Origin of the sequence: Citrobacter sp. Cu233 (genome assembly GCF_030332225.1) — a bacterium.
GTDB lineage: Bacteria > Pseudomonadota > Gammaproteobacteria > Enterobacterales > Enterobacteriaceae > Citrobacter.
Genome location: NZ_JAOWIF010000040.1, coordinates 250,588 through 272,947, shown reverse-complemented (window position 1 = coordinate 272,947; position 22,360 = coordinate 250,588). Strand labels below are relative to the sequence as shown.

19 protein-coding genes and 2 tRNA genes are annotated in these 22,360 nt (G+C 51.9%); 12 read left to right on the top strand and 9 right to left on the bottom strand.

The window, feature by feature from the left end; all coding sequences use genetic code 11:
• Positions 1-86 precede the first annotated feature (86 nt).
• Complete coding sequence (locus OGX95_RS17645; protein ID WP_286630392.1) at positions 87-1,568, top strand: APC family permease; 1,482 nt, start codon at positions 87-89, stop codon at positions 1,566-1,568.
• A 77-nt stretch (positions 1,569-1,645) separates the two neighbouring features.
• Here the strand turns inward: OGX95_RS17645 and OGX95_RS17640 are convergent, their stop codons facing one another.
• Together OGX95_RS17640 and OGX95_RS17635 are read right to left on the bottom strand one after the other, a co-directional pair.
• Positions 1,646-2,359 carry a cache domain-containing protein gene (locus OGX95_RS17640; RefSeq protein WP_286630391.1) on the bottom strand — a complete coding sequence of 238 codons (714 nt, stop codon included), beginning with the start codon at positions 2,357-2,359 and terminating at the stop codon, positions 1,646-1,648.
• A 24-nt stretch (positions 2,360-2,383) separates the two neighbouring features.
• Positions 2,384-3,109: a FadR/GntR family transcriptional regulator gene (locus OGX95_RS17635; RefSeq protein WP_271440812.1), complete on the bottom strand. Its 726-nt coding sequence runs from the start codon at positions 3,107-3,109 to the stop codon at positions 2,384-2,386.
• A 304-nt stretch (positions 3,110-3,413) separates the two neighbouring features.
• On the opposite strand from OGX95_RS17635, the gene OGX95_RS17630 reads away from it, so the two are divergent.
• The 4 genes from OGX95_RS17630 (at position 3,414) to OGX95_RS17615 (ending at position 8,520) form a co-directional block, all read left to right on the top strand.
• Positions 3,414-4,841, top strand: a complete 1,428-nt coding sequence (locus tag OGX95_RS17630) for an aminobutyraldehyde dehydrogenase (protein ID WP_286630390.1) — start codon at positions 3,414-3,416, stop codon at positions 4,839-4,841.
• 11 nt (positions 4,842-4,852) lie between these two features.
• Positions 4,853-5,326: an ester cyclase gene (locus tag OGX95_RS17625; RefSeq protein ID WP_286630389.1), complete on the top strand. Its 474-nt coding sequence runs from the start codon at positions 4,853-4,855 to the stop codon at positions 5,324-5,326.
• An 89-nt stretch (positions 5,327-5,415) separates the two neighbouring features.
• Positions 5,416-7,308: an NAD(P)-binding protein gene (locus OGX95_RS17620; protein WP_286630388.1), complete on the top strand. Its 1,893-nt coding sequence runs from the start codon at positions 5,416-5,418 to the stop codon at positions 7,306-7,308.
• Between the two features lie 3 nt (positions 7,309-7,311).
• Positions 7,312-8,520, top strand: a complete 1,209-nt coding sequence (locus OGX95_RS17615) for a cytochrome c (RefSeq protein WP_286630387.1) — start codon at positions 7,312-7,314, stop codon at positions 8,518-8,520.
• 98 nt (positions 8,521-8,618) lie between these two features.
• Here the strand turns inward: OGX95_RS17615 and pdxR are convergent, their stop codons facing one another.
• Positions 8,619-10,097, bottom strand: coding sequence for a MocR-like pyridoxine biosynthesis transcription factor PdxR (gene pdxR / locus OGX95_RS17610; protein ID WP_286630386.1), 1,479 nt, complete (start codon positions 10,095-10,097; stop codon positions 8,619-8,621).
• A gap of 105 nt (positions 10,098-10,202) precedes the next feature.
• On the opposite strand from pdxR, the gene puuE reads away from it, so the two are divergent.
• The 6 genes from puuE (at position 10,203) to OGX95_RS17580 (ending at position 17,794) form a co-directional block, all read left to right on the top strand.
• The gene (gene puuE / locus OGX95_RS17605) at positions 10,203-11,465 is read left to right on the top strand and encodes a 4-aminobutyrate transaminase (protein WP_286630385.1); all 1,263 of its coding nucleotides are present in this window, start codon (positions 10,203-10,205) and stop codon (positions 11,463-11,465) included.
• 216 nt (positions 11,466-11,681) lie between these two features.
• Positions 11,682-13,814 (top strand): TonB-dependent receptor, encoded by a 2,133-nt coding sequence (locus tag OGX95_RS17600; protein ID WP_286630384.1) that lies wholly within the window; start codon positions 11,682-11,684, stop codon positions 13,812-13,814.
• A gap of 9 nt (positions 13,815-13,823) precedes the next feature.
• Complete coding sequence (locus tag OGX95_RS17595; protein ID WP_286630383.1) at positions 13,824-14,834, top strand: ABC transporter substrate-binding protein; 1,011 nt, start codon at positions 13,824-13,826, stop codon at positions 14,832-14,834.
• Between the two features lie 164 nt (positions 14,835-14,998).
• Entirely contained in the window at positions 14,999-16,054 is a 1,056-nt protein-coding gene (locus OGX95_RS17590) for an ABC transporter substrate-binding protein (protein WP_286630382.1), read from the top strand.
• Positions 16,041-17,045 carry a FecCD family ABC transporter permease gene (locus OGX95_RS17585; protein ID WP_286630381.1) on the top strand — a complete coding sequence of 335 codons (1,005 nt, stop codon included), beginning with the start codon at positions 16,041-16,043 and terminating at the stop codon, positions 17,043-17,045. The genes OGX95_RS17590 and OGX95_RS17585 overlap by 14 nt, the downstream gene beginning before the upstream one ends.
• Positions 17,042-17,794: an ABC transporter ATP-binding protein gene (locus OGX95_RS17580; protein ID WP_286630380.1), complete on the top strand. Its 753-nt coding sequence runs from the start codon at positions 17,042-17,044 to the stop codon at positions 17,792-17,794. Before OGX95_RS17585 ends, OGX95_RS17580 begins: the two co-directional genes overlap by 4 nt.
• On the opposite strand, the gene OGX95_RS17575 is transcribed toward OGX95_RS17580, so the two are convergent.
• The 4 genes from OGX95_RS17575 to OGX95_RS17560 all read right to left on the bottom strand — a co-directional run bounded on the left by OGX95_RS17575 (position 17,763) and on the right by OGX95_RS17560 (position 19,623).
• A complete protein-coding gene (locus tag OGX95_RS17575; protein ID WP_286630379.1) occupies positions 17,763-18,503 on the bottom strand; it encodes a substrate-binding domain-containing protein in 741 nt (246 codons plus the stop codon). The genes OGX95_RS17580 and OGX95_RS17575 overlap by 32 nt on opposite strands.
• 211 nt (positions 18,504-18,714) lie before the next feature.
• Positions 18,715-18,791, bottom strand: a tRNA-Val gene (locus OGX95_RS17570).
• 3 nt (positions 18,792-18,794) lie between these two features.
• Positions 18,795-18,871 (bottom strand) — tRNA-Val (locus OGX95_RS17565).
• A gap of 407 nt (positions 18,872-19,278) precedes the next feature.
• Positions 19,279-19,623: a DUF1294 domain-containing protein gene (locus tag OGX95_RS17560; RefSeq protein ID WP_286630378.1), complete on the bottom strand. Its 345-nt coding sequence runs from the start codon at positions 19,621-19,623 to the stop codon at positions 19,279-19,281.
• Between the two features lie 199 nt (positions 19,624-19,822).
• Here OGX95_RS17560 and OGX95_RS17555 point away from each other — a divergent pair, with 199 nt between their 5' ends.
• Positions 19,823-20,293, top strand: coding sequence for a GNAT family N-acetyltransferase (locus OGX95_RS17555; RefSeq protein WP_286630377.1), 471 nt, complete (start codon positions 19,823-19,825; stop codon positions 20,291-20,293).
• A 274-nt stretch (positions 20,294-20,567) separates the two neighbouring features.
• Here the strand turns inward: OGX95_RS17555 and OGX95_RS17550 are convergent, their stop codons facing one another.
• Both OGX95_RS17550 and trpS read right to left on the bottom strand, forming a co-directional pair.
• Positions 20,568-21,050, bottom strand: coding sequence for a glutathione peroxidase (locus OGX95_RS17550; protein WP_286630376.1), 483 nt, complete (start codon positions 21,048-21,050; stop codon positions 20,568-20,570).
• A gap of 89 nt (positions 21,051-21,139) precedes the next feature.
• A complete protein-coding gene (gene trpS / locus OGX95_RS17545; RefSeq protein WP_286630375.1) occupies positions 21,140-22,144 on the bottom strand; it encodes a tryptophan--tRNA ligase in 1,005 nt (334 codons plus the stop codon).
• Positions 22,145-22,360: the final 216 nt, after the last annotated feature.

The window sequence follows — 22,360 nt, the reverse complement described above, 5'->3', positions numbered from 1 at the left end:
GCGACAAAATCACTATACATATAACTTAATATCTTTTATACATTAATTGTTCAACCCTGCGACTATTCCACAAAAGAGAAAGAAATATGGAACAGACACCTGATAAGAAAAACGATAATTTTCAAAAAGATGGCAAAGAACAGTTCAACCGCTCGATCGGGCTTATTTCAAATTTTGCGTTGGGTTTTACCTACCTGTCGCCGCTCACCGCTGTGTATTCGCTGTTCGCGTTGGCAGTGACGTTGGCGGGCCCCCCCGCTGTGTGGTGGATTTTGATCGTCGCGTGTGGGCAGCTGTTAGTCGCCCTGGTGTTTGGTGAGGTTGCGTCTCAATATCCGATCACCGGGGGACTGTATCCCTGGGCGAGAAGGTTGTGGGGTAAGAAATATGCGTGGATCGCCGCCTGGATCTACCTGTGGGCGCTGGTGGTGACAATTACCTCGATCGCGGAATATACATCAACATTTGTCGAATCACTCTTTCATTATGGCCAGACACCCGCCACCATGCTGGTGACCTCCGTTTTGTTGCTGCTCTTGATGATGGCCGTCAATATGTCCGGCACCAGAAATCTGGCCAGGGTCGCCAAAATTGGTTTCTGGTGCGAAATCGTTAGCGTTATTGCGCTGGGTATTTACCTGCTGATTTTCCACCGTTCACAGCCTTTCTCCGTCATCTTTGATTCGATGGGGGTACTGGCGCATGACGGAAGTTATTCCACCGCCTTTATGTCCGCTGCGCTGATGGGCCTGTTTATGTTCTTTGGCTTCGAGGCGTGCGGTAACGTTGCAGAGGAAGTGCAAAATCCAAGCAAAAAAATCCCGGTAGCCATGATTTTAAGTATCGTGTTTGGCGCGATCTCCGCCATTATCTCCGTCATGGGCTACCTGCTGGCGTCACCGAACCTGGTGAGTATCGTGAATGGCAAAACCGCCGATCCGATCCCGGCAATCCTCAATGAAGCGTTGGGGGAAACCGGTGCGACGGTCTTTATCGTCGTCGCTATTATAGCGATGCTGTCGTGCATTCTGTCTCTGCAAGCGGCATTAAGTCGTCTTATCTTTTCTTTCTCTCGCGACAGAATGCTGCCGGGCAGTGAATGGATGGCCAAAATTTCTAAAAATGGTGTCCCGGATAATGCCATGGTCGTCAGCTGCGTGCTGCCGGTTGTCATTTGTGTCTGGGTCTATTTCCAGCCAGATAACTTATCGCGTATCACCGCATTTGCTGTTATCGGTATTTATATTTCATTCCAGATGGTGGTACTGGCCGCGCTGCGTCAACGTCTGAAAGGCTGGAAACCCGCCGGAGAGTGGACGATTGGTGGTTGGGGTGTGATTGTAAACGTGCTGGCATTAGCTTACGGCCTGTGTGGGATCTGGTTACTGGCACAGCCTGCTGACAGCAGTGACTTCATCGATCGTTGGACAGTCCTGTTTGGTCTGGCGATTGTGGTTGGTTCAGGATTGATCTACATGTTCCTTACCCGACCCTTTGGCCGCTCGGCTGCACCGGAAAACGATGCTATTGCCTACGCCACGAAGCTCAATATGGGGCAGGATAACTAAAACTAAGGGCCTTCGGGCCCTTAATTTCGACCGTTTTACGAGCCGGATACGACGCTGGCATCCTTATCCGGTAACGCTCAACCTTGGATTGACTCTTTCTGGTAGTGATAAAGGATAAAGTAGTCGCTTTGATACACCACCGTGCTGTGCGCAGGTGACAATAATTCACCGACACGAAAGCGCGGCCAACTGGAAAAGATAATCCGGTTTTCCAGATTGGTCAGAATGACATAATCAGGGTGAGGGCAGGAGAGCAGTTCGGCTTCTATCTGACTGACCAGCAGATCGACAGCGGCGACGCCGAGAAACTGATCATGATAGTAAACCGGAACCGCTGAGGTTAGGGTGTAGGAGATGTTACAGATATAGTCGACATACGGGCCATGGATATACGCTTCACCTGCCGGAGGCGAATGCTTAAACCACGCAAAGGTTCTGAAATCCAGCCGCTGCTGCGTCGCCTGATCCAAATCCAGATGTGCCTGACTCAATCCATTATCTTTCTTATACCACCATTCCAGCAGCCAATATTCTTTGGTGGTTTCTGTACTCTCAATATGGCTGGCGAAACCTGCGCCTGAACAGTAGTGATTGTTGTTCAGTGTGTTCTTGATGTGTTGCTGAACCGTTGATCTGACTGCGGGGTCAAGGACAACTTCGGCTGAAGCTTTTTGCACACCGGCAATGGCCTCGTGAATGCTCCTCGCCAGCGCAACGGTAGACTCTACGGTAGAGACGGTAATATCATCAATTTTACGGATTAATGCGCTTAAGGATGTCGAAGAGCTCATGGTCTGTCCTGCCTTCACTGATTGTCAGTTCGAGTTATATTTCAGCTTTTTTTCAATAAGGTAATAGGTAAACGTGTCGATGATCTGCGTGGCGTACTGGACTGACTCGGTCTCGTTATGGGCGGCTAGCGCGTCAGCCAGCGCCGAATAAAGCGCAATAATTTCCGCATGAATATTGTCGGCGCGATAGAGTATTGCCACCAGTGATGCCCACTCGGCCTGGACCTGAAGCTCCTGGTTGGCCAGCCGTGCCGAATGAGAGCTGGCCGCAATTGCCAGCAAACAACGCATATCGGCCTGAGTCATCAGTTCAGGTGAATCGGCTTTCCTCAGCACGTCTACAAACTCGCGAAATTTGGCAATGTCCGCCCCGGTCATGCGCCTGGAGGCTAACCTGGCGCTGTGGCTGATAATGGCACAATGCATTTCGCCTAAATCCGAAAGGTAATCGGTACTGATCGATTTAAACGGATGCAGGGCGCTATTTTTGCCATCAATATTCTCGCAAACGAAGCTCCCGCCATTACGGCCACGAACCGTATGGATAAGATTATTAGCCCGAAGCGTGTTGAGCGCTTCTCTGATAGTGATATGTGAGACACCCATCATCTTTGCCAAATCGGTTTCATTGGGCAACTGTTCTTTTGGCTCCAGCAACCCGGTAATAATGGCGTTCGAAAGGCGCTGCACTATCTGGTCTGAACGACTGACCTGCCCGATAGGCGCAAATATGACCGCATGAGTAATCATAATCTTTTCTGCACTCAATTCCCTGAAACAACGACCATTCTTAACACATGCCCGCGGGGCACGAAAGGTCAGAATGGCCGCGTTATTTTACATGCCCACGCGCAACATCGCTGCACAGGCGGATGTGTGTCCCGATAACGTCAAAACGCACAGCGCGCTGACGATGAAAAACCTTACCCCGAAAATGTAAAATTTAAGTTAAAAGTGCGAGGTTTATCATAGTGTCAATGTTGCGCATTTGAAAAATTTTTACAATATATATATTACATAAGCTTCTTTATGTATTATTTGACGGGAGACAGGCATGAGAACCCTGAAGCATTTTATCAACGGGCAATATGTAGCGGGTAACACAGAAGACACGTTTGAGCTGGTGAGTCCGGTTGACGGTGAAACGTACGCGTTATCGCCTAATGCTGGTGCGACTGAGGTGGAGCTTGCCTACTCGGCGGCCGCGGCGGCATTTAACATTTGGAAAAAATCGACTCCTGCCCAGCGGCAAAAAGCACTGCTGCAACTGGCAGATGAGATCGAAAAAAATGTTGAACGACTGGTCAACGCGCAAAGCCAGGAAACCGGTCAATTGCGTCATTTTATCGAAAAAGAAGAGATCGCTGCTTCGTGCGATGCGATCCGTTTTTTTGCCGGCGCAGCGCGTTGTCTGGAAGGGAAGGCCGCCGGAGAATATTCCGCCGGGTTCACCTCAACTATTCGTCGTGAGCCGTTAGGCATAGTGGGACAAGTCACACCGTGGAACTACCCGTTTATGATGGCGGTATGGAAGATTGCACCGGCGCTTGCTGCAGGCAATACGGTGGTTTTAAAGCCGAGCGATACCACCCCGGTAAGTACGCTGCTGCTGGCAGAACTGGCCGCGCCGCTGTTTCCGAGAGGGGCGATTAACGTCGTGTTGGGCAAGGCCAGTACTGGCTCACTGGTGGTTTCTAACCCGACAGCATCATTGGTGTCGATTACCGGTTCGGTACGCGCGGGTCTGCAGGTTGCGGCATCAGCAGCAGCTAACCTGACAAAGGCCCATCTTGAACTGGGTGGCAAAGCGCCCGCCGTCGTGTTCGCTGATGCAGATATGGACAAGGCGATTACTGCTATCACTACCGCAGGATTTTTTAATGGCGGACAGGATTGTACTGCCGCCACGCGCATCCTGGTGGAAGATTCTGTTTATGCGACGTTCCTGGAAAAGCTGATCCAAAAAACGAAAAGTATCAAGTTTGGTCCTCCGCAGGATCAGGATGCGTTATATGGCGCTCTGAATAGCAAAAACCAGCTTGAGCAGGTGAAGGGGTTTATTGAGCGTTTACCTGCACATGCGAAAATTGAAGCCGGTGGTCATGCGGGGCCAGGGCCAGGTTTCTACTTTGAGCCGACGATAATTTCCGGTCTGCGTCAACACGATGAAGCCATTCAACACGAAGTGTTTGGCCCGGTAATGACTATTCAGTCGTTTTCTGGTGATGAAGATGCGTTGCACAAGGCGAATGATGTGGAATATGGCCTGGCCGCGAGCGTCTGGACCTGCAATCACAGTCGCGCACAGCGTTTCAGTATTGATCTCGATTTCGGCACAGTATGGATTAACAGTCATATTCCTCTGTGCGCCGAAATGCCGCACGGTGGATTCAAAAAATCCGGCTACGGAAAAGATCTCTCCTCTTATTCGCTCGATGAGTATACCCGGGTGAAACATATCATGTGTGATATTTCCGAATAACAGGTAATACGATGAAAACATTAAAAATAGCAGCACTTTCATTGGTGATGTTCTCAGGGTTCTGCCTGGCAGAAAGCTCACCGCTGAACACGGTAAAAGAGTATATGGCAGCATGGAATGCGCATAATGCGCCACTGGCTGCCCAGTACCTGGCGGATGATGCCGTTTATTACGATGCCGCCGCAGGGGAGCCGGTAACCGGCCGGGAAAAGGCTGAAAAAGAGGTGATCGGTGCATTTATTAAGGCGGTCCCGGATCTGACCTGGAAAATGGTCGGTAAACCTGTCGCTGATGAAGATACTGTGGCATTTCGTTGGGAATTCTCGGGTAAAAATAGCGGCGAATGGGCGGGAAGACCGCCGACAAATAATCCGATCAAATTTGAAGGTGTCAGCTATATTCATGTTAAGGCAGGAAAAATCACCTGGCAGGGTGATTATTATGACTCTAAAAAACTGGATGAAGAGCTGAAGCCAGTGAAGTAGTCGGCGGTGTCCTCCTTGTATCTACGAGGGGGAACCTCTCATTTGTAGTGTTTTTAGGACAATGTGTCAGTGGCAAAAGGACAACGTTAATGGCAATTACCCGACGTGATTTTCTCAACGGCGTGGCGGTGACTATCGCTGCGGGACTGACCCCTTTGGATCTGGTCAGAGCGGCAGGAAAGGGGCACGAATTTATTGATGGAAGTTATTATCCGCCAGCGTTAACGGGGCTACGTGGTAACCATCCGGGCTCGTTTGAAATGGCCCATGCGTTAGGCCGTGAACATAAGCACTTTGATTTAAGCGCTCTGCCCGTTGAGGAAGAGTACGATCTGGTGATTGTGGGCGGCGGTATCAGCGGACTGGCCGCGGGTTGTTTCTGGCATGAACTGGCCGGGAAAAACAGCAAGGTGCTGATCCTCGATAACCATGATGATTTTGGTGGTCACGCCAAACGCAACGAATTCACCTCAGCAGGCAAAAAACTTATCGGATATGGCGGGAGTGAAGCCTTTCAGTCACCTGCGCATAATTTCAGTCCCGAAGTGAATAAGCTGATGGAAACCGTTGGCGTAAGCGTCACGCGGTTGAAAAAGAGTTTTGACGTTAATTTCTACCCTGACTGGCAGCTTAGTCGCGGCGTCTTCTTCGATAAAAAGAATTTTGGTGAGACGAAAATAGTCAGCGGCGATCCGGGGCGTGCGGTATCCGATGATATTCCGCCGGATCGGCTCAATGGCCGTAATATCGAAGACTTTATCAACGACTTCCCATTAAGTGAGGAAGATCGTAAAGCGCTGATCGATCTGCACGTGCGTCCGGTTGATTATCTTCCCGGGATGACGGTTGATGAGAAAACGGAATGGCTGGATACCCACAGCTATAGTGAGTTTCTTTCCACCAGGGTTGGTTTAAGCAAAATGGCGCTGCTCTATTTTCAGCAGCGTTCCAATGATTTCTTTGCCATCGGTATTGAAGGTATATCCGGTAGTGATGCTCGTGCGTGCGCATTGCCGGGAATGGAAGCGTTAGGGCTGCCGCCGCTGGACGGTGAATCGCTGGCCGACCTCGAAGAGCCATATGTCTATCATTTCCCGGATGGCAATGCGGGTCTGGCACGGTTGCTGGTCAGACACATGCTGCCGGACGCGCTGCCGGGTAATACCATGGAAGATTCTGTTCTCGCCAGATTGCATTATGAAAAGCTCGATCTGCCGGAAAACGCCACGCGTTTACGCCTGAACAGCACGGTGATAAATGCGGCGAACGTGGAGGGGGGCGTTGCCGTCACGTATCTCCGCGACGGCAAAATGCATCGCGTGCACGGTAAGAACGCCATTATGGCGGGCTATAACATGATGATCCCGTATCTGGTACCGGAAACACCGGAGCAACAGCAGGCCGATCTCAAACTGAACGTGAAGGCGCCGCTGGTGTACACCAATGTGGTGGTTAAAAACTGGCAAGCGTTTAAGCAACTGGGTGTGCATGAGTTTTATTCACCGGCCGCGCCTTACAGCCGAATCAAGCTCGACTATCCGGTCAGTATCGGCGGTTATCAACACCCAGCCTCGCCGGACGAGCCCATGGTGATTCATATGGTCTATGTGCCCACGTATCCTGGCAGTAATCTGTCCGCGAGGGAGCAGTTCCGTTTGGGGCGTGCTTATCTGCTGGGGACCACGTTTGCCGCACATGAAGAGATGATCCGTTCTCAGTTGCAGGAAATGTTTGACTCAACCGGTTTTGACAACCAGCGGGATATCGCGGCCATTACTGTTAACCGCTGGGCACATGGTTATGCGTATTACGCTAATTCACTGTTCGACGATATGGAAAAAATGCCGGAGATTATTGAGCGGGCGCGTAAACCTATCGGACGTATTGCCATCGCTAACTCTGATGCTGACTGGAGCGCTTATGCTCATGCTGCGATCGATCAGGCATGGCGCGCGGTTAATGAACTCAAGGATATGGGGTGATCTATGCGTAATGTAACCGTTCTAATCGCCTGCCTGTTTACCGCTTCTGTCTCTGCCGCTGAATCTCACGGTGAGTACATCGCGAGGATCTCAGACTGCGTGGCATGCCATACCGCAGAAGGCGGAGCAACGATGGCGGGAGGCAAGAAGTTCCCCACGCCGGTTGGTGATATCTATTCGACGAATATTACCCCGGATAAGACTCACGGTATCGGCAACTATTCTTACGATGATTTTGAGAAAGCCGTGCGCCAGGGAATTGCCAAAGACGGTCATCCGCTGTACCCGGCGATGCCTTATCCTTCTTACTCGAAACTGTCCGACGCAGATGTTCAGGCGCTGTATAGCTACTTCATGCATGATGTTAAGCCATCAGCAGAGCCCAATAAAGAGAACGCTATTCCCTGGCTTATCTCGGCCCGCTGGCCGCTGCATATCTGGAATTGGTTGTTTACCGATGCGCCGACTGCCGCTTTTGAAGACAACAACGCGGATGATACGGCAGCGCGGGTAAAACGGGGTGCTTATCTGGTGGAAGGTCCGGGTCACTGCGGGTCATGCCATACCCCGAGAGGGATGGCGATGAACGAAAAAGCCTATACCAATGCCGCTGCTGAGTACCTGAGCGGGGCGATGATCGACGGCTGGTATGCGCCATCGCTGCGGGGAACCGGGATGTCTGAGCAGGAGTTAAAATCATTGCTGCTGACGGGGAAAAGCAAACATGCTGCAGTATCGGGATCGATGTCTGAAGTCGTCAGCCAGAGCACACAGTATCTGACGGACGAAGATGCCACGGCGATTGCACAGTATCTGTTGAGCCTGAAAAGCGCGAAGACGGAACCGGCGCGTACGGCAGGCGCTATGACCTCCTGGTCGAATTCGCCGGAGGCGGGTAAAGTGACCTACAACCGCTATTGCTCGACCTGTCATGGTCTGGAAGGGAAAGGGACCGATGATAATGCACCTTCGCTCATTCACAACCCGTTAGTGATGGTAGACGACCCAACGCCGTTGTTCAGGGTGATTGCCCACGGCGCAGAAACACCGACGACACGGGGGAATGTCTCCTTTAAGATGCCAGCCTATGGTGGGTTGCTCAGCGACAGCGAAATGCGCGACGTGATCAATTACGTGCGTAAAAGCTGGGGTGAGGGTAATGGTGAAGTAAGCCAGGAAGATCTGTCCGGGATTAAAAAAGCTTCACATTAATTTGTGCAATGATGCCGGATGGCGCTGCGCTTATCCAGTCTGTGAATTACGCATTTTTGTAGGCCGGATAAGGTGCTTGCACCGCCATCCGGCAGTGCTTACCCGGTGTTTATTCTGATAATACCCGCCAGTCGGGTAAACGCCGCAGCCATCTCATGTTCTTCAATACTGGCAAAGCCCAGCAGCAGACCGCTGCGTTTTTCTTCTTTCACGTAGTACCGCGAAAGTGGGCGAACCAGAAGACCTTGTGCGTTGGCCTGTTGGGCAATGGCGCCATCATCAGTACCCGCAGGTAGCTGTAAAATCAGATGTAGTCCGGCGTTGCTGCTGTAAGGTCCCAGATAATCCTCACCAAGCTGGTTGATGATGAGCTCTACCAACGTATGTCGTCGGCGGCTATATAACTGGCGCATTTTACGGATGTGCGCCGCATAATAACCCTCACGAATAAACTCAGCCAGCGCCGCCTGAATCAGGAGATGCCCACCACGATAGAGATCGTTATGTACCTTCATCAGTGGAGCGGCAAGTGGTTTGGGTATCACAACGTACCCGAGACGCAGTGCCGGATAGAGGGTCTTGCTGAAGGTGCCGATATAGATAACCGGAGTATCTTCTTCCAGTCCCTGCAATGACGGGATGGGTTGGCCGGAAAAACGAAACTCGCTGTCGTAGTCATCTTCCACAATCCAGCTGTGCGTTTCACGTGCCTGATAGAGTAGTTGCCGCCGTCGGCCAAGGCTCATTACCGGGCCAAGCGGGTATTGATGTGACGGTGTCACAAAAATGAGTTTCGGTGCCGGTTCGACGCAAGCAGGCGGAACCATGCCTTGTTCATCAACCGGGATGGCCGAAAAGTTGACCGCATTGATGCGCAGAATGTTTTTTATTCCCCAGTAACCGGGTTCTTCAATCCACGTATTATCGCCAGGATTACACAAAGAGCGGGTGACCAGATCCAACGCCTGGTGAATGCCCTCGGTGATCAATATTTGATCTGGCGTACAGCGCACGCCGCGTGCGGTGCGCAGATAGTCCGCCAGCGCGTCTTTCAGTTCAATCAAACCACCAGTGGCGTCGTAGGTGAGAAACTCCGGGCGTAGCCGCCTTGCCAACCGATCCTGAATCTTTTTCAGTGTGCGATGCGGGAAAGAATGCACGTCCGGTACACCAGGAATAAAAGCCCCCCACTGGCGGGGGCTGGCGCTGGCATGCCCTAGCAGTTCAAGGCTACGGACGGACAAACTGGCGTGATCTTCACGTGTTACAGGTGAAACCGGAAGTTTATTAGGGGCCCGGCCGAGATTATCCAGCACGCTGTCGGTCACAAATGTACCGCTGCTGGTGCGCGCGGAGATATAGCCTTCGGCCTGTAACTGCTCGTAAACCCGCAGGACAGTATTTCGTGATAACGCCAGCTCACTCGCCAGGTCGCGTGAAGGAGGCATGCGTGTAGCGGGTTTTAGGCTACCTTCAAGGATGCAGCTACAGATGGCGGCATACAGGCGACGATGCAGCTTAACGTCAGTCTGCTGGCTAAATGCATGCTTGATCACATCTCCGGCAAGTGAACGCATTTGGATCCTTAAAATAAAACGATTTGGCTCTCGATTAAAGTACCAGATGGCGTCTAAATTTAAAGGGTAATTCAACCCATTGTGTTTATGGACAAGGTATAGAGAATGAACAATAAAAACCTGCAACAACGTCGTCTGGATGCCACCCCACGTGGCGTGGGTGTGATGTGTGATTTTTATGCCCAGTCGGCTGAAAACAGCACGATTACCGATATTGAAGGCAATCAGTATATTGATTTCGCCGCCGGGATTGCCGTGCTGAACACCGGGCACCGTCATCCGCGTCTGGTGCAGGCCGTTGAAGCGCAACTGCAAGCCTTTACCCATACGGCTTATCAGATTGTTCCCTACGAGAGCTATGTGTCGCTGGCGGAGAAAATCAACGCGGTTGCGCCAATAGACGGCAGGCGTAAAACGACATTCTTTACTACCGGGGCTGAGGCCGTGGAAAATGCGGTTAAAATTGCCCGCGCTCACACCGGTCGCCCTGGCGTTATCGCCTTTGGCGGGGGGTTCCATGGGCGGACATACATGACGATGGCGTTAACCGGTAAAGTGGCGCCATACAAAAAAGGCTTCGGCCCGTTCCCGGGGTCCGTTTACCATGCGCCATATCCTTCTGCGCTGCAGGGGATTTCAACTGCAGACTCGATTAAAGCGATAGAACGTTTGTTTAAGGCGGATATCGATCCGAGCCAGGTCGCTGCGATTATCTTCGAACCCGTCCAGGGTGAAGGCGGCTTTGTTGTCGCACCAGCGGAGTTTGTCGCGGCAATTCGCCGTATCTGCGATGAGCATGGCATCGTGATGATTGCCGATGAGGTGCAAAGTGGTTTTGCCCGTACCGGGGAAATGTTTGCGATGGATCACTATGCTGATAAAGCAGACCTGATGACCATGGCGAAAAGCCTTGCGGGGGGGATGCCGTTGTCGGGTGTTGTAGGCAAAGCCGATATTATGGATGCACCTGCACCGGGTGGACTGGGTGGTACTTACGCCGGGAACCCGCTATCGATTGCGGCAGCTCATGCGGTACTGGATATTATTCGTGATGAAAAACTGTGCCAGCGTGCGGCAGCGCTTGGCGAGCAACTGCGTGCGGTGCTGACCGATGCGCGTGCAGCGTGTCCTGAACTTGCCGAAGTGCGGGGATTAGGCTCGATGATTGCCGCTGAATTCTGTGATGCAGCCACGGGTGAACCCAGTGCCACCGCCGCACAGCGCGTGCAGAAAAAAGCGCTTGAGCAGGGGCTGCTGCTGTTAACTTGCGGCCAGTATGGTAACGTGATCCGCTTCCTTTACCCACTGACTATCCCGCAGGATCAGTTTGCAAAAGCGTTAGAGATAATCAAAACGTCGATGAAGTAATCTCGTTCAGCACAGATCGTGTGTAAAGCCGACAGTAGCCATTACCGTCGGCTTTTTTGTTGTAACCCATTCGCTAATCTCCTCTCGTTATATATTTACATACATATCGATTAGGCCTATTCTATTCATCATACAAATATAATAAACGTGCCCCGCAAGAGAAGGCGCTTGTGTTAGCGACCGCCAGTCTTTCTATCTAACGAATTGAATCAACACATGTTAAATTGCAAAATCACCCCAATTGCCTCCGGGTTGCTGACGTTTTCTTGTCTTGCTACCGTTCTGTCGGCCCATGCTGATGACACCATTACCGTTACCGCCTCTGCGCCTGCTCAATCTTCGTTTCCCGAGCAGGAGCCTGCGGCGGCTGAAAAAAAGGCGACTATCGGTAGCCTGGGCCAGCGAGAGTTAATCGATGTTCCGTGGTCGGTACAAACACTGTCGAAAAAGGTGATTGATCAACAACAAATCAAAGATGTTAAGGATGTTTACCGCTACATACCGTCCGTTCAGGGAGAGGGTGTTCGACCACAAACCCGTGGCATGCAAGGGAGTGTGGTGCAAAACCATATGATTGATGGGCTGAATGCTGTTTCCACCACCGAATATCCGACAGAACAGTTCCAGAATATAGACGTACTGAGCGGCATCGCGGGTTCACTGTACGGACCAGCCAACCCGGCGGGGATGTTTAATCTGGTCTCGAAACGCCCTCAGGATACGCCTTTGCACCGGGTTACCGTAGGGCAAGGTACAGGGTCAGGAACGCTGGCATCAATGGATTTCAGCGGCCCGATCGACGCGGGAGACAGAGTGAAGTACCGCCTCAACCTGATGAATGATGAAGGACACAGTTACACCACCGATAGTCATGTTCGTCGGCAGTACGCGGGATTGGGCCTGGATTTTCAGCTGACCGATCAAACCGTTCTGGAGAGTAATTTCAGCTATTACCATTATTATGAAAAAGGCATGCCGGGCAGCTTTGCGCTGGCAAAAGGCGTGCAGTTTCCTTCGGCATTCGATCCGACTAACAGTAAGTATGGTCAGTCGTATGCAGGCCATGATGATGAAACGACCACCGCGGACATGCACATCAAGCATGATTTTGACGGAAACTGGATGCTGGATCTGGGGGCCTTGCACCAGGTTGCTGACCGTGAATCGACGGCGGTAACCAATACCCTGACGGATAATCGGGGTAACTACACCACCACGACCTCTAATTCAGCGGCCAGTCGCTTTACGATCAACAGCTATTTAGCGAACCTGACCGGCAGCATAGATTCCGGCTGGCTGACGCAGGATATCGCGACTGGAATGCGTGGATTTGTATGGAAAAACTATAACCCGAGAAATGGGGGAACCTTTACGCTGGGGCATTCTTCACTTGATCAACATCCCGACTATCCGCGCCCGCCTTATCCTGACTTTAATAATCGCTATCATTCGGCGACCACTACGCAGCATGCATTTCTGTTAAGCGATACGCTGCATTTCACTCCGCAATGGAGTTTGTTGCTGTCTGGTAGCGAAAACCTGTTTACCGTCAGCAACTATAACAAATCCGGTCATGAAACCAGTCGCCAAAAGGATAACGGCATGAGCGGCTCCGCCAGCCTGATGTATAAACCGGTTGAGAACATCACGCTGTATACCACCTGGGCTGACAGTTTGCAGCAGGGGGATACCGCACCGGCCGGGGCCAGCAACGCAGGACACGTACTGGATCCGTATCGCAGCCATCAGGTGGAGGTGGGGGCAAAATATGCGCCTGTCAAAGATCTACTGCTCACTGCGGCGCTATTTGAAGCAAAACGTCCCTTTGCTTATACCAACGACAACGGTGAATTTGCTCAGGACGGTACGCAGAAAAACCGTGGGCTGGAACTGATGGCTGATGGGCATATCACGGAAAATTTACGGGTGTTAGGGGGAGCTGCCTGGTTGGATCCCATGCTGCACAATACTGCCGCCAGTAATGCAGATGGTAAGCAGGTTGTCGGCTTGCCACGCTTTACTTCGAATGTGCTGGCAGTCTATAGCATTAAACAGGTTCAGGGACTGGATGTGGATGCCAACGTGCATTACGTCGGACGTCGGGCTACCGATAACGCGAATGATACCTGGGTAGGCAGTTATACCACGGTGGATATTGGTAGCCGTTATGCCACCAGACTGTGGAACACGCCCACGACTTTCCGGTTTGATATCACTAACCTGACCGACCGCCGCTACTGGACCAACATTGTCCCGGGCGCATTGACGGGTTATACGGGGGCCGGGGCGGCCAGTGCGCAACTTGGTGCACCACGTCAGGCACAGATTTCTGTTCAGGTTGATTTTTAAGGATTGCTGATGAAAACGTGCCACACATGGTTGCTCTGTGTGTGGCTGGCGTTTCCCGCCCTGGCCACGCGTCAGGTTGTGGATGATGCCGGTCACACTGTCACCGTCCCCACACAGGTTCAACGTATTGCGGATAGCTGGTTTGCCCATCACTCGGTGCTGATGACGCTGGGTGCGGGACGTCAGATTGTCGCAACAGTCAACCATCCACAGAGCCAGCCGTGGATGTTCAAAATAAACCCATCGCTTAATCAGGCCTTACAAATTCACGGGGCATCATTTAATAGCGAGGCCCTGCTGGCTCTGCATACCGACGTTCTGTTTGTCGCAAAGGGCAAGGGGGAGGCGCAGAGCTACAACCAGGCGGGTATCCCGACGCTGGAAATGGCATTTACTGATTATCCTTCGATGGAAAAGTCAGTCACGACCACGGCGGAAGTGTTGGGCACGGACCAGGCTCGCGCCAGGGCGGTGGCATATAATCAATTTTTAACCCGCACTATTGCGGATGTTCGCGCTAAAACGGCGACGTTAGCGGAAAATCAGCGCCCCCGGGTTCTGCACATTCAGTCGCTGAACCCACTGAAAGTCGACGGTAGAAACACGTTGATTGATACCTGGATTACGCTCTCGGGTGGGCGGAACGTTGCCGGGGAAGTGGACGGTAACATGAAAGAAGTCTCACCTGAGCGGGTACTGTATTGGCAGCCGGAGGTGATTATTCTCGGGGCGGGATGTGGCGATATTGCCAGTTCACCTTACGCTGCGTTGTTCAAAGAACTTAACGCGGTGAGACAGGACAAAGTCTGGCGCAATCCGGCAGGGGTCTTCCCCTGGGATCGCTACGGAACCGAAAGCGCGTTGCAGTTGCTGTGGGCCGCGTCAAAGCTACATCCAGCACGGTTTGGCGGTCTGGATATGGTTAATGTAACCCGCGATTTTTACCGCCAGTTTTTTGATTATTCGCTTAGCGAGGCGCAGGCGACGCGGATTTTAGCAGGGCTACCTCCACAGGGGTAAAGCGGCAAGCGCTGACGGGCAAATGCAGGTCAGTTCAGGGCTACACGCTGTATTTGCCGTGATGAATCGCGTGGCTGTATACCGTGTCTGGCGATAATGGGTTGCCAGTCATCACGTTATATAATTTAATGCATATCGATTTTTTCCCAGTTCAGATGGTATCTATGTTAACTCTTCGCTCTTTTGTGCTGGTTTGCGCCAGCATGTTTTTTGCCTTTTCCGCACAGGCGGATCGCACTATCACCGATCAGCTTGGGCGTCAGGTTACGATCCCTGACCATGTCGATAAGGTGGTAGTGCTGCAACACCAGACGCTGAATATTCTGGTGCAACTGGATGCTGCGCAGGATATCGTCGGCGTGATGTCGAGCTGGAAAAAACAACTTGGGCCTGAGTTTGCCCGGTTTATGCCGACAATCACTACGCTGCCTACGCCTGGCGATCTCACCAGCGTGAATATTGAAAGTCTGCTGGCGATTCATCCGCAGGTTGTGTTTGTCGCCAACTATGCGCCCGCCGAGATGATCCAGCAGATTCAGAATGCCGGTATCCCGGTGGTGGCAATCTCGTTACGTCAGGATCTTGCCGGGCAACAGAATAAAATGAACCCGACGATGGCTGATGAAGAGCGGGTTTACAACGAAGGTTTAAAGCAGGGGATCCGCCTGATTGCGGATGTGATAGGACGTAAAACGCAGGCGGAAACGCTGATCAATTACGTCTTTACGGCGCGAGCAAAATTCAATGCACCCGTTGCGGCCATACCGGAAGCGCAAAAGGTTCGCATTTATATGGCGAACCCTGACCTTATGACCTACGGTTCCGGGAAATACACAGGCCTGATGATGCAACATGCGGGTGGGTTAAATGTGGCGGCGGCCAGCGTGAAAGGTGCACGTCAGGTGGCGCTTGAGCAGGTGCTGGCGTGGAACCCGCAGGTGATTTTTGTTCAGGACCGATATCCACAGGTGGTCACGGAGATCCAAAACGATCCTAACTGGCAGGGCATTGATGCGGTGAAAAATCATCGTGTGTGGCTGATGCCTGAATATGCCAAAGCCTGGGGCTATCCAATGCCGGAAGCTTTGGCAATAGGTGAGCTGTGGATGGCCAAAAAACTTTACCCGGATGCTTATAAAAATGTCGACGTGGATGCGCAGGCGCAGGATTACTATCAACGTTTTTATCGTGTGAACTGGCAGTCTGATGCTGTTAAGTAAACGGGGTTTCCCCCTGCAATTATTACTGATAGCAGGGGTGTTGGTGCTGGGTGTCAGTTCGCTGTGCCTTGGACAATATCCGCTGTCGCTACGTGAAGTGTTTTATCAACTCACCCATTTTGGCGATGCGCAGGGTATTGCCAGTCAGGTGATATGGACGGTCAGACTACCGCGTATTCTGATGGCGTTGCTGGCGGGCGGGGCGCTGGGGTTGTGCGGCGCTACCTTGCAAGGGGTGTTTCACAACCCATTGGTCGACCCGCACATCATAGGCGTAACCTCGGGGGCAGCCTTCGGCGGGACGCTGGCCATTCTGCTGGGTCTTGAGCCGTGGCTGATGATGGGGTCAACCTTCTTCTTCGGTCTGGCGGCACTCATTCTGGTGTATGCCATTGCGGCCTTACAAGGGCTGGAAAATACGCTGGTGCTGATCTTGTCTGGCATTATTTTAAGTGGTTTTTTTGCTGCGTTGGTGAGCCTGATTCAATACCAGGCCGATACGGAAGAAACCTTGCCGAACATCGTATTCTGGCTGCTGGGCAGTTTTGCAACGGCTAACTGGCATAAAGTCCTGCTGCTGGCGATCCCGGTATCCATTGCAGCGACGATGTTGTACCAGTTGCGCTGGCGGATAAATCTGTTATCGCTCAATGATAAAGATGCGAAAGCGCTGGGCGTGGCGGTGGTCCCGCTGCGGCGTAGTGTGCTGGTGTGCTGCGCATTTTTAGTTGCCGCTCAGGTGGCGGTCAGTGGCAGCATTGCCTGGGTTGGTCTGGTTATTCCCCATCTTGCGCGGCTGCTGGTGGGTGTTGATCATCGTCGCTTGCTCCCGTGTGCTTTTTGGATGGGGGGCGGTTTTATGATTGCGGTCGATGATATCGCCCGCACCCTGATGCATGCGGAAATACCGCTGGGGATCATCACCGCGTTGCTCGGCGCACCGCTGTTTGCCTTCTTGCTCATTCGTACCAGCCGTCGGGGGAAACAATGACATCTGTTGCGCTCAGCGTGAATCAGCTTAGGTATGGCTATCGCTCTCCACTGTTTGACCCCCTCACTTTTCAGTGTGAGAAAGGCCAGATCTGGGCGGTGCTTGGGCGAAACGGTCTTGGCAAGAGCACTCTGCTGGATACGCTAACTGGCACGCGACCCGCACTGGGCGGGAGTATTGACGTTCATGGGGGTATAGGCATTGTGGCCCAGCATTGCCATCTGCCGTTTCCCTATACGGTGAGCGATGTGGTGTTGATGGGGCGGGCGCAGCACGTAAAATTGTTTGCTCAGCCCGGCCGTCAGGATCAACGACGGGCGGAGCAGGCGCTGGAACAGCTAAACATTGCGCATCTCGCTGCTCTATCGTTTAGCTCTCTTTCTGGCGGTCAGCAGCAACTGGTGATGATTGCCCGCGCTCTGGTTACGGAATGCCAGACGCTGTTGCTTGATGAGCCATGTTCAGCGCTGGATCTTGCCAATCAGCAGGTCGTGCTGCAGCTCATCAGCGATTTGGCACACCGACAGGGCTGTAGCGTGCTTTTCTCGACGCACGATCCGTTGCACGCCTTACAGATTGCAACGCATACACTGTTGCTGCTTCCTGAGGGAAAATGGCTGGCAGGGCCGACGGACGGTGTTGTGACAGAAGACAATCTGTTCCAGGCCTATGGCCTGCCATTGCGAAAATTCAGTGTGGAAAACTATCAGACTCCGTTTATTGCGCCGCTGTTTGCGATCCGCCGCTAGCGGGCAAGAATCCGGCGGCGGTCAGGAACGCCTGACCGTCGTGGGCGAGCATAAATGTAACCAGTCTCATCACCTCTTCGGAAGCATCGAGCACAGCGAGTTGGTATTCACACAAGATGTTCTGTTCACCAGGAATAGCAACGTAGCGAACATCGGACGGTGAACCGGGTGCTTTTGCATAATGCGCATAACCAATAAACAGATCGGCCAACCCCTGGCGAAGAAGCCAACTGCTTGCCAATTCGCCAGGCGGGATGTTGAGCGTATCGCGGCCGCCAACCAGTGGCAGGGCGCGTGCACGGAGCTGTCGTCCAAGACCCGGTTCCAGTGCATCCATGTTGTCGAAAAATGCCCAGGTATAATCACCGGAAGGGTCGCAGCCCGGTGTTGATGTGCCAATACGCAGCGCTGGGTCGCGTAGTAAATCCAGCCATTCACCGCGCCGGTTGGTGGCCAGAGCCAGTTGATTCCAGCACAGTGTATGCGTGGAAACGGCCTGGTGTGTGTCCAGTAGCCGTTGCGGATGTGCCCGATTTGCACTGGCGAACAGTGCACACGGTTCCCCGCCTTCGATACGCTCGCGTAGCAACCCTGCCGGGCCATAGCCAACGTTGACCTCAATGCCGCTAAGGCGGGTGAACTGATTGAGCAATGGGGTAAATGCCAGTCGTAAACTTCCTGCAGCAAGGAGGGTGATTGAAGAGGGCATGAAATCTGATCTCTGGGCTATAGAGGTTATGCGAAGATGATGAATGATACGCTCTGCACAAGGGATTTTGAAGGCATCTGGTGACGCCACAGATTGTGGTGTTTTCGGTACGAAAGTATCTTGCTTGGCCTGCAAGAAGAATAAGGTGACTTTCAGGAGTGTGTTTGAGAATTTTCGAAGTAGATAAGCACCAAATCAAAAGGATATGATTTGGTGCGTCCGAGTGGACTCGAACCACCGACCCCCACCATGTCAAGGTGGTGCTCTAACCAACTGAGCTACGGACGCAAATGGTGCGTTCAATTGGACTCGAACCAACGACCCCCACCATGTCAAGGTGGTGCTCTAACCAACTGAGCTATGAACGCAACGTTGTAGGTGACAACGGGGACGAATATTAGCGGCACAGGCCGAATGAGGCAAGAGGGAATTAGCATTTTTCTGCATGTTTTCACGCGATTGCAGAGTAATTAAGCAAGTTGATTATATTTTGTTGATTTTGCAGCGTGTTTTTCGCGCAAAGGGCGTGACAGGATGCATGTGGGGGGAGTCAAAACACGGAAGCACAGTGTGCGACTCCCCGACGTTATCCCTGTGCTGATTCCTTACTCTGTGTTCGATCGGATGAAATAACAATGGCTATGCCAGCCAGACCGATCAGTGTGCATACCAGAATTCTCAAATCAGGTAATTCGCCAAAAAATAGTACCCCACCTACCGCAGCAATACAGGGCACGCTCAACTGCAAAGTGCTGGCGCTATCCCTAAGTGATGTTCAGGAAAGTGAGAATGGAAAGAAATGATAAACGGCCACCATCGCGGAGGTGCTTAATATCACACTGATGATGAAGTAAGTTTTGAAGGGCTGCTTTTGTGTTTTATGGCGAAAGAGTTGTTGGCCGACAATGGCGCCAGCCCATCCGCCCACAACGCCAAATACCAGCAACGTAGATTCTGGTACTCTGTGCCAGGCCTTACGCGCTGCTATTTTATCCACGCCGTAAATAGTTAGCGTCAATATGTTGGCGAGCAGGCCCCATATCAGCAACGGATGTGGGGCAAAAAGGCTGCTGACTGCAGCGAAGACCAGTAGCAAATAACAACAACGATTGAGATTCATATCATTAACCACAGCCAGAACTGAGAGACGATCATCTTAACCCAGAACCGATACCCAAAACTGGATATGAGATGATCAGAAGCCAGGATTATCCAGACTTCGATGCAGATAATGTCGGGATCGCCTGGTCAGTCTATAAAATAGAACGTTATGAAAAGTAATGATATCGTTCTACACACCACGCTCATAACGAGGTTTTATGAAAATCAGAAGGTTCAGAAATGGAGATGAAATTTCGTTATTCCGCGTGTTTTTATCTTCTGTACATACCCTCGCATCCCACTACTACACACATGAACAAATAGAAGCATGGGCCCCATCAGATATTGACCCGGAACAGTGGGCCAACCGCATGAAGGCACTGCGTCCCTTTGTTGTTGAAGTGGATGGTGAAATCGCGGGATATGCGGATGTTCAGCCAAATGGGTACATTGACCATTTCTTTGTCTCGGGAGCCTACCCGGGACAGGGCATAGGAACGCTACTGATGAACCGCATTCATGAAGAAGCCAGACAGCGTGGAATAGGTGAACTTACTTCAAATGTCAGTATGGCTGCAGAAGCGTTCTTTCTACGACACGGCTTTCATATCGTGGGACGAGGTTTCCCTGTCTGCCGTGGCGTGACACTACAAAATGCACTGATGCGGAAATATTTGGCGAAACAATAGAACACTGGCTGCTCACTCATCAGGTGCCAGTTACGTACTGCGAGACGGGGTAGCGCTTAACACTTTCGCGGTTTAGTGACGTTTGCACTATGCGTGACACAATTCCGTCAGCTTCTACAGGTTGCTTGCTACGCCACAGGTCACACCGACGTTTAATCATAACGTTCTGATTCGGATAGTGGTTGTCATGGCGTTTATCCCGTTCACGAATGCACTGGAATTCTCATCATGTCCGCTCCTGGCACCAGGCTGACGGTTCAAATGACAAGAATACCTAGATTTCAAGTGCAGCAAGGATGGCAGTTTCCATTTTCTCCGGGGTAGTGAACGGTGCAAAACGCTTTAGCGGCTTGCCATCACGTCCGATAAGAAATTTTGTGAAGTTCCATTTTATCCGTCCCCCCAGCATGCCGGGCAATTCATCTTTTAGATAACGAAATACCGGATGCGTAGCGGCACCGTTAACTTCCACTTTTTCAAACATCGGGAAGCTTACACCGTAGTTGACGTGGCAGGTCTGCGCGATTTCGTTGGCGTCGCCGGGTTCCTGCTTACCGAACTGGTTGCAGGGGAAGCCAAGGACCACCAGTCCCCGAGCGGCGTACTTTTTGTAAAGCGCTTCCAGACCTGCATATTGTGGCGTGAAGCCACAATGGCTGGCGGTATTAACCACCAAAACCAGCTTGCCAGCATAGTCAGCCATAGGGACACGCTGGCCGTGTAGGCTGGTGGCTGTTAGTTGATAAAAGGTGGTCATAGCGAACTCCTCAGAACAGAACCTGTTAGACATCGGCAGAGCCCTTCCTCCCGGTGGTTATTTTCCGTCGGGAGGGGCATCAATCCAGATTAAAATACCGACAGTCCCAATCCTTGTTTTACTTCTCTTAGCGTTTGCTGCGTGATGTCGTAGGCCCGCTCGCTTCCTTTTTTAAGCATAGCCATCAGCATACCTTTATCCTGAATATAGGTTGCCCGACGCTCACGCATTGGCGCGATGAGCTCTTGCAGGCACATCTCCAGCTCATTTTTGCATGCCCGATCACCCAATCCTCCTTGCTGATAATGCGCTTTCATTGCTGCGACTTTGGCCTTATCCGGGTGGAAAGCATCCAGGTAGGTGAACACGACATTGCCCTCAACTTGCCCCGGATCGGACACTTTTAGGTGGTTAGGATCAGTGTACATTGCGCCGACGGCGCGATGGATAGCCTCTTCACTTGCCGACAGGAGCAGTGTATTACCGAGTGATTTCGACATCTTGGCGTTGCCGTCAATACCCGGAAGACGGCTGGTTTCGCTTAACATAGCTTTACAATGATGCAGAACCGGGGCCGGTAACAGGCTATTCATTTTGTGTACGATTTCATTAGTTTGCTCGATCATCGGCAACTGATCGTCGCCGACCGGTACCAGGCTGGCTTTGAACGCCGTAATATCTGCTGCCTGGCTGATCGGGTAAACCAGGAAGCCGACCGGAAGCGAACGGGCGAAACCTTTTTGCGCAATTTCATTTTTGACCGTTGGGTTACGCTCGACGCGAGCCACGGTAACGATATTCATATACAGCGCGGTGAGTTCGGCAAGGGCAGGTAGTGCCGATTGTAAACAAAGGGTGGTGAGTGAGGGATCAATACCTGCAGCGAGATAATCGGCCAACACTTCGGGTATGTTATTTTGGATCTTTTGTGGATTGCTGCCGTTATCAGTCAGACCTTGCAGGTCTGCGACCAGAACAAACTGCTGATAATCGTGTTGCAGTATCGCGCGTTGGCGCAGGGAGCCTACATAGTGGCCAAGATGCAGTGGCCCGGTAGGGCGGTCGCCGGTAAGGATGATGGATTTGTTGTTCATAGAGGACTCCTTAAGTATAAAACCGAAAGGGGTCTCAAAATGTAAATAACCGCCTTTCGGCGGTTATTTAAAAATGGATAAACACATTCTGACCGCCTTTAAGAAGGCAGCCACCAACGTTTGTAGTTAAAACCGTTGCAATCGTGTTTTATATTCATCTGATCAACATATCACTGCCAGGAGTAGAGGTAAAGTAATACTCTGCCCGGCCGGGGT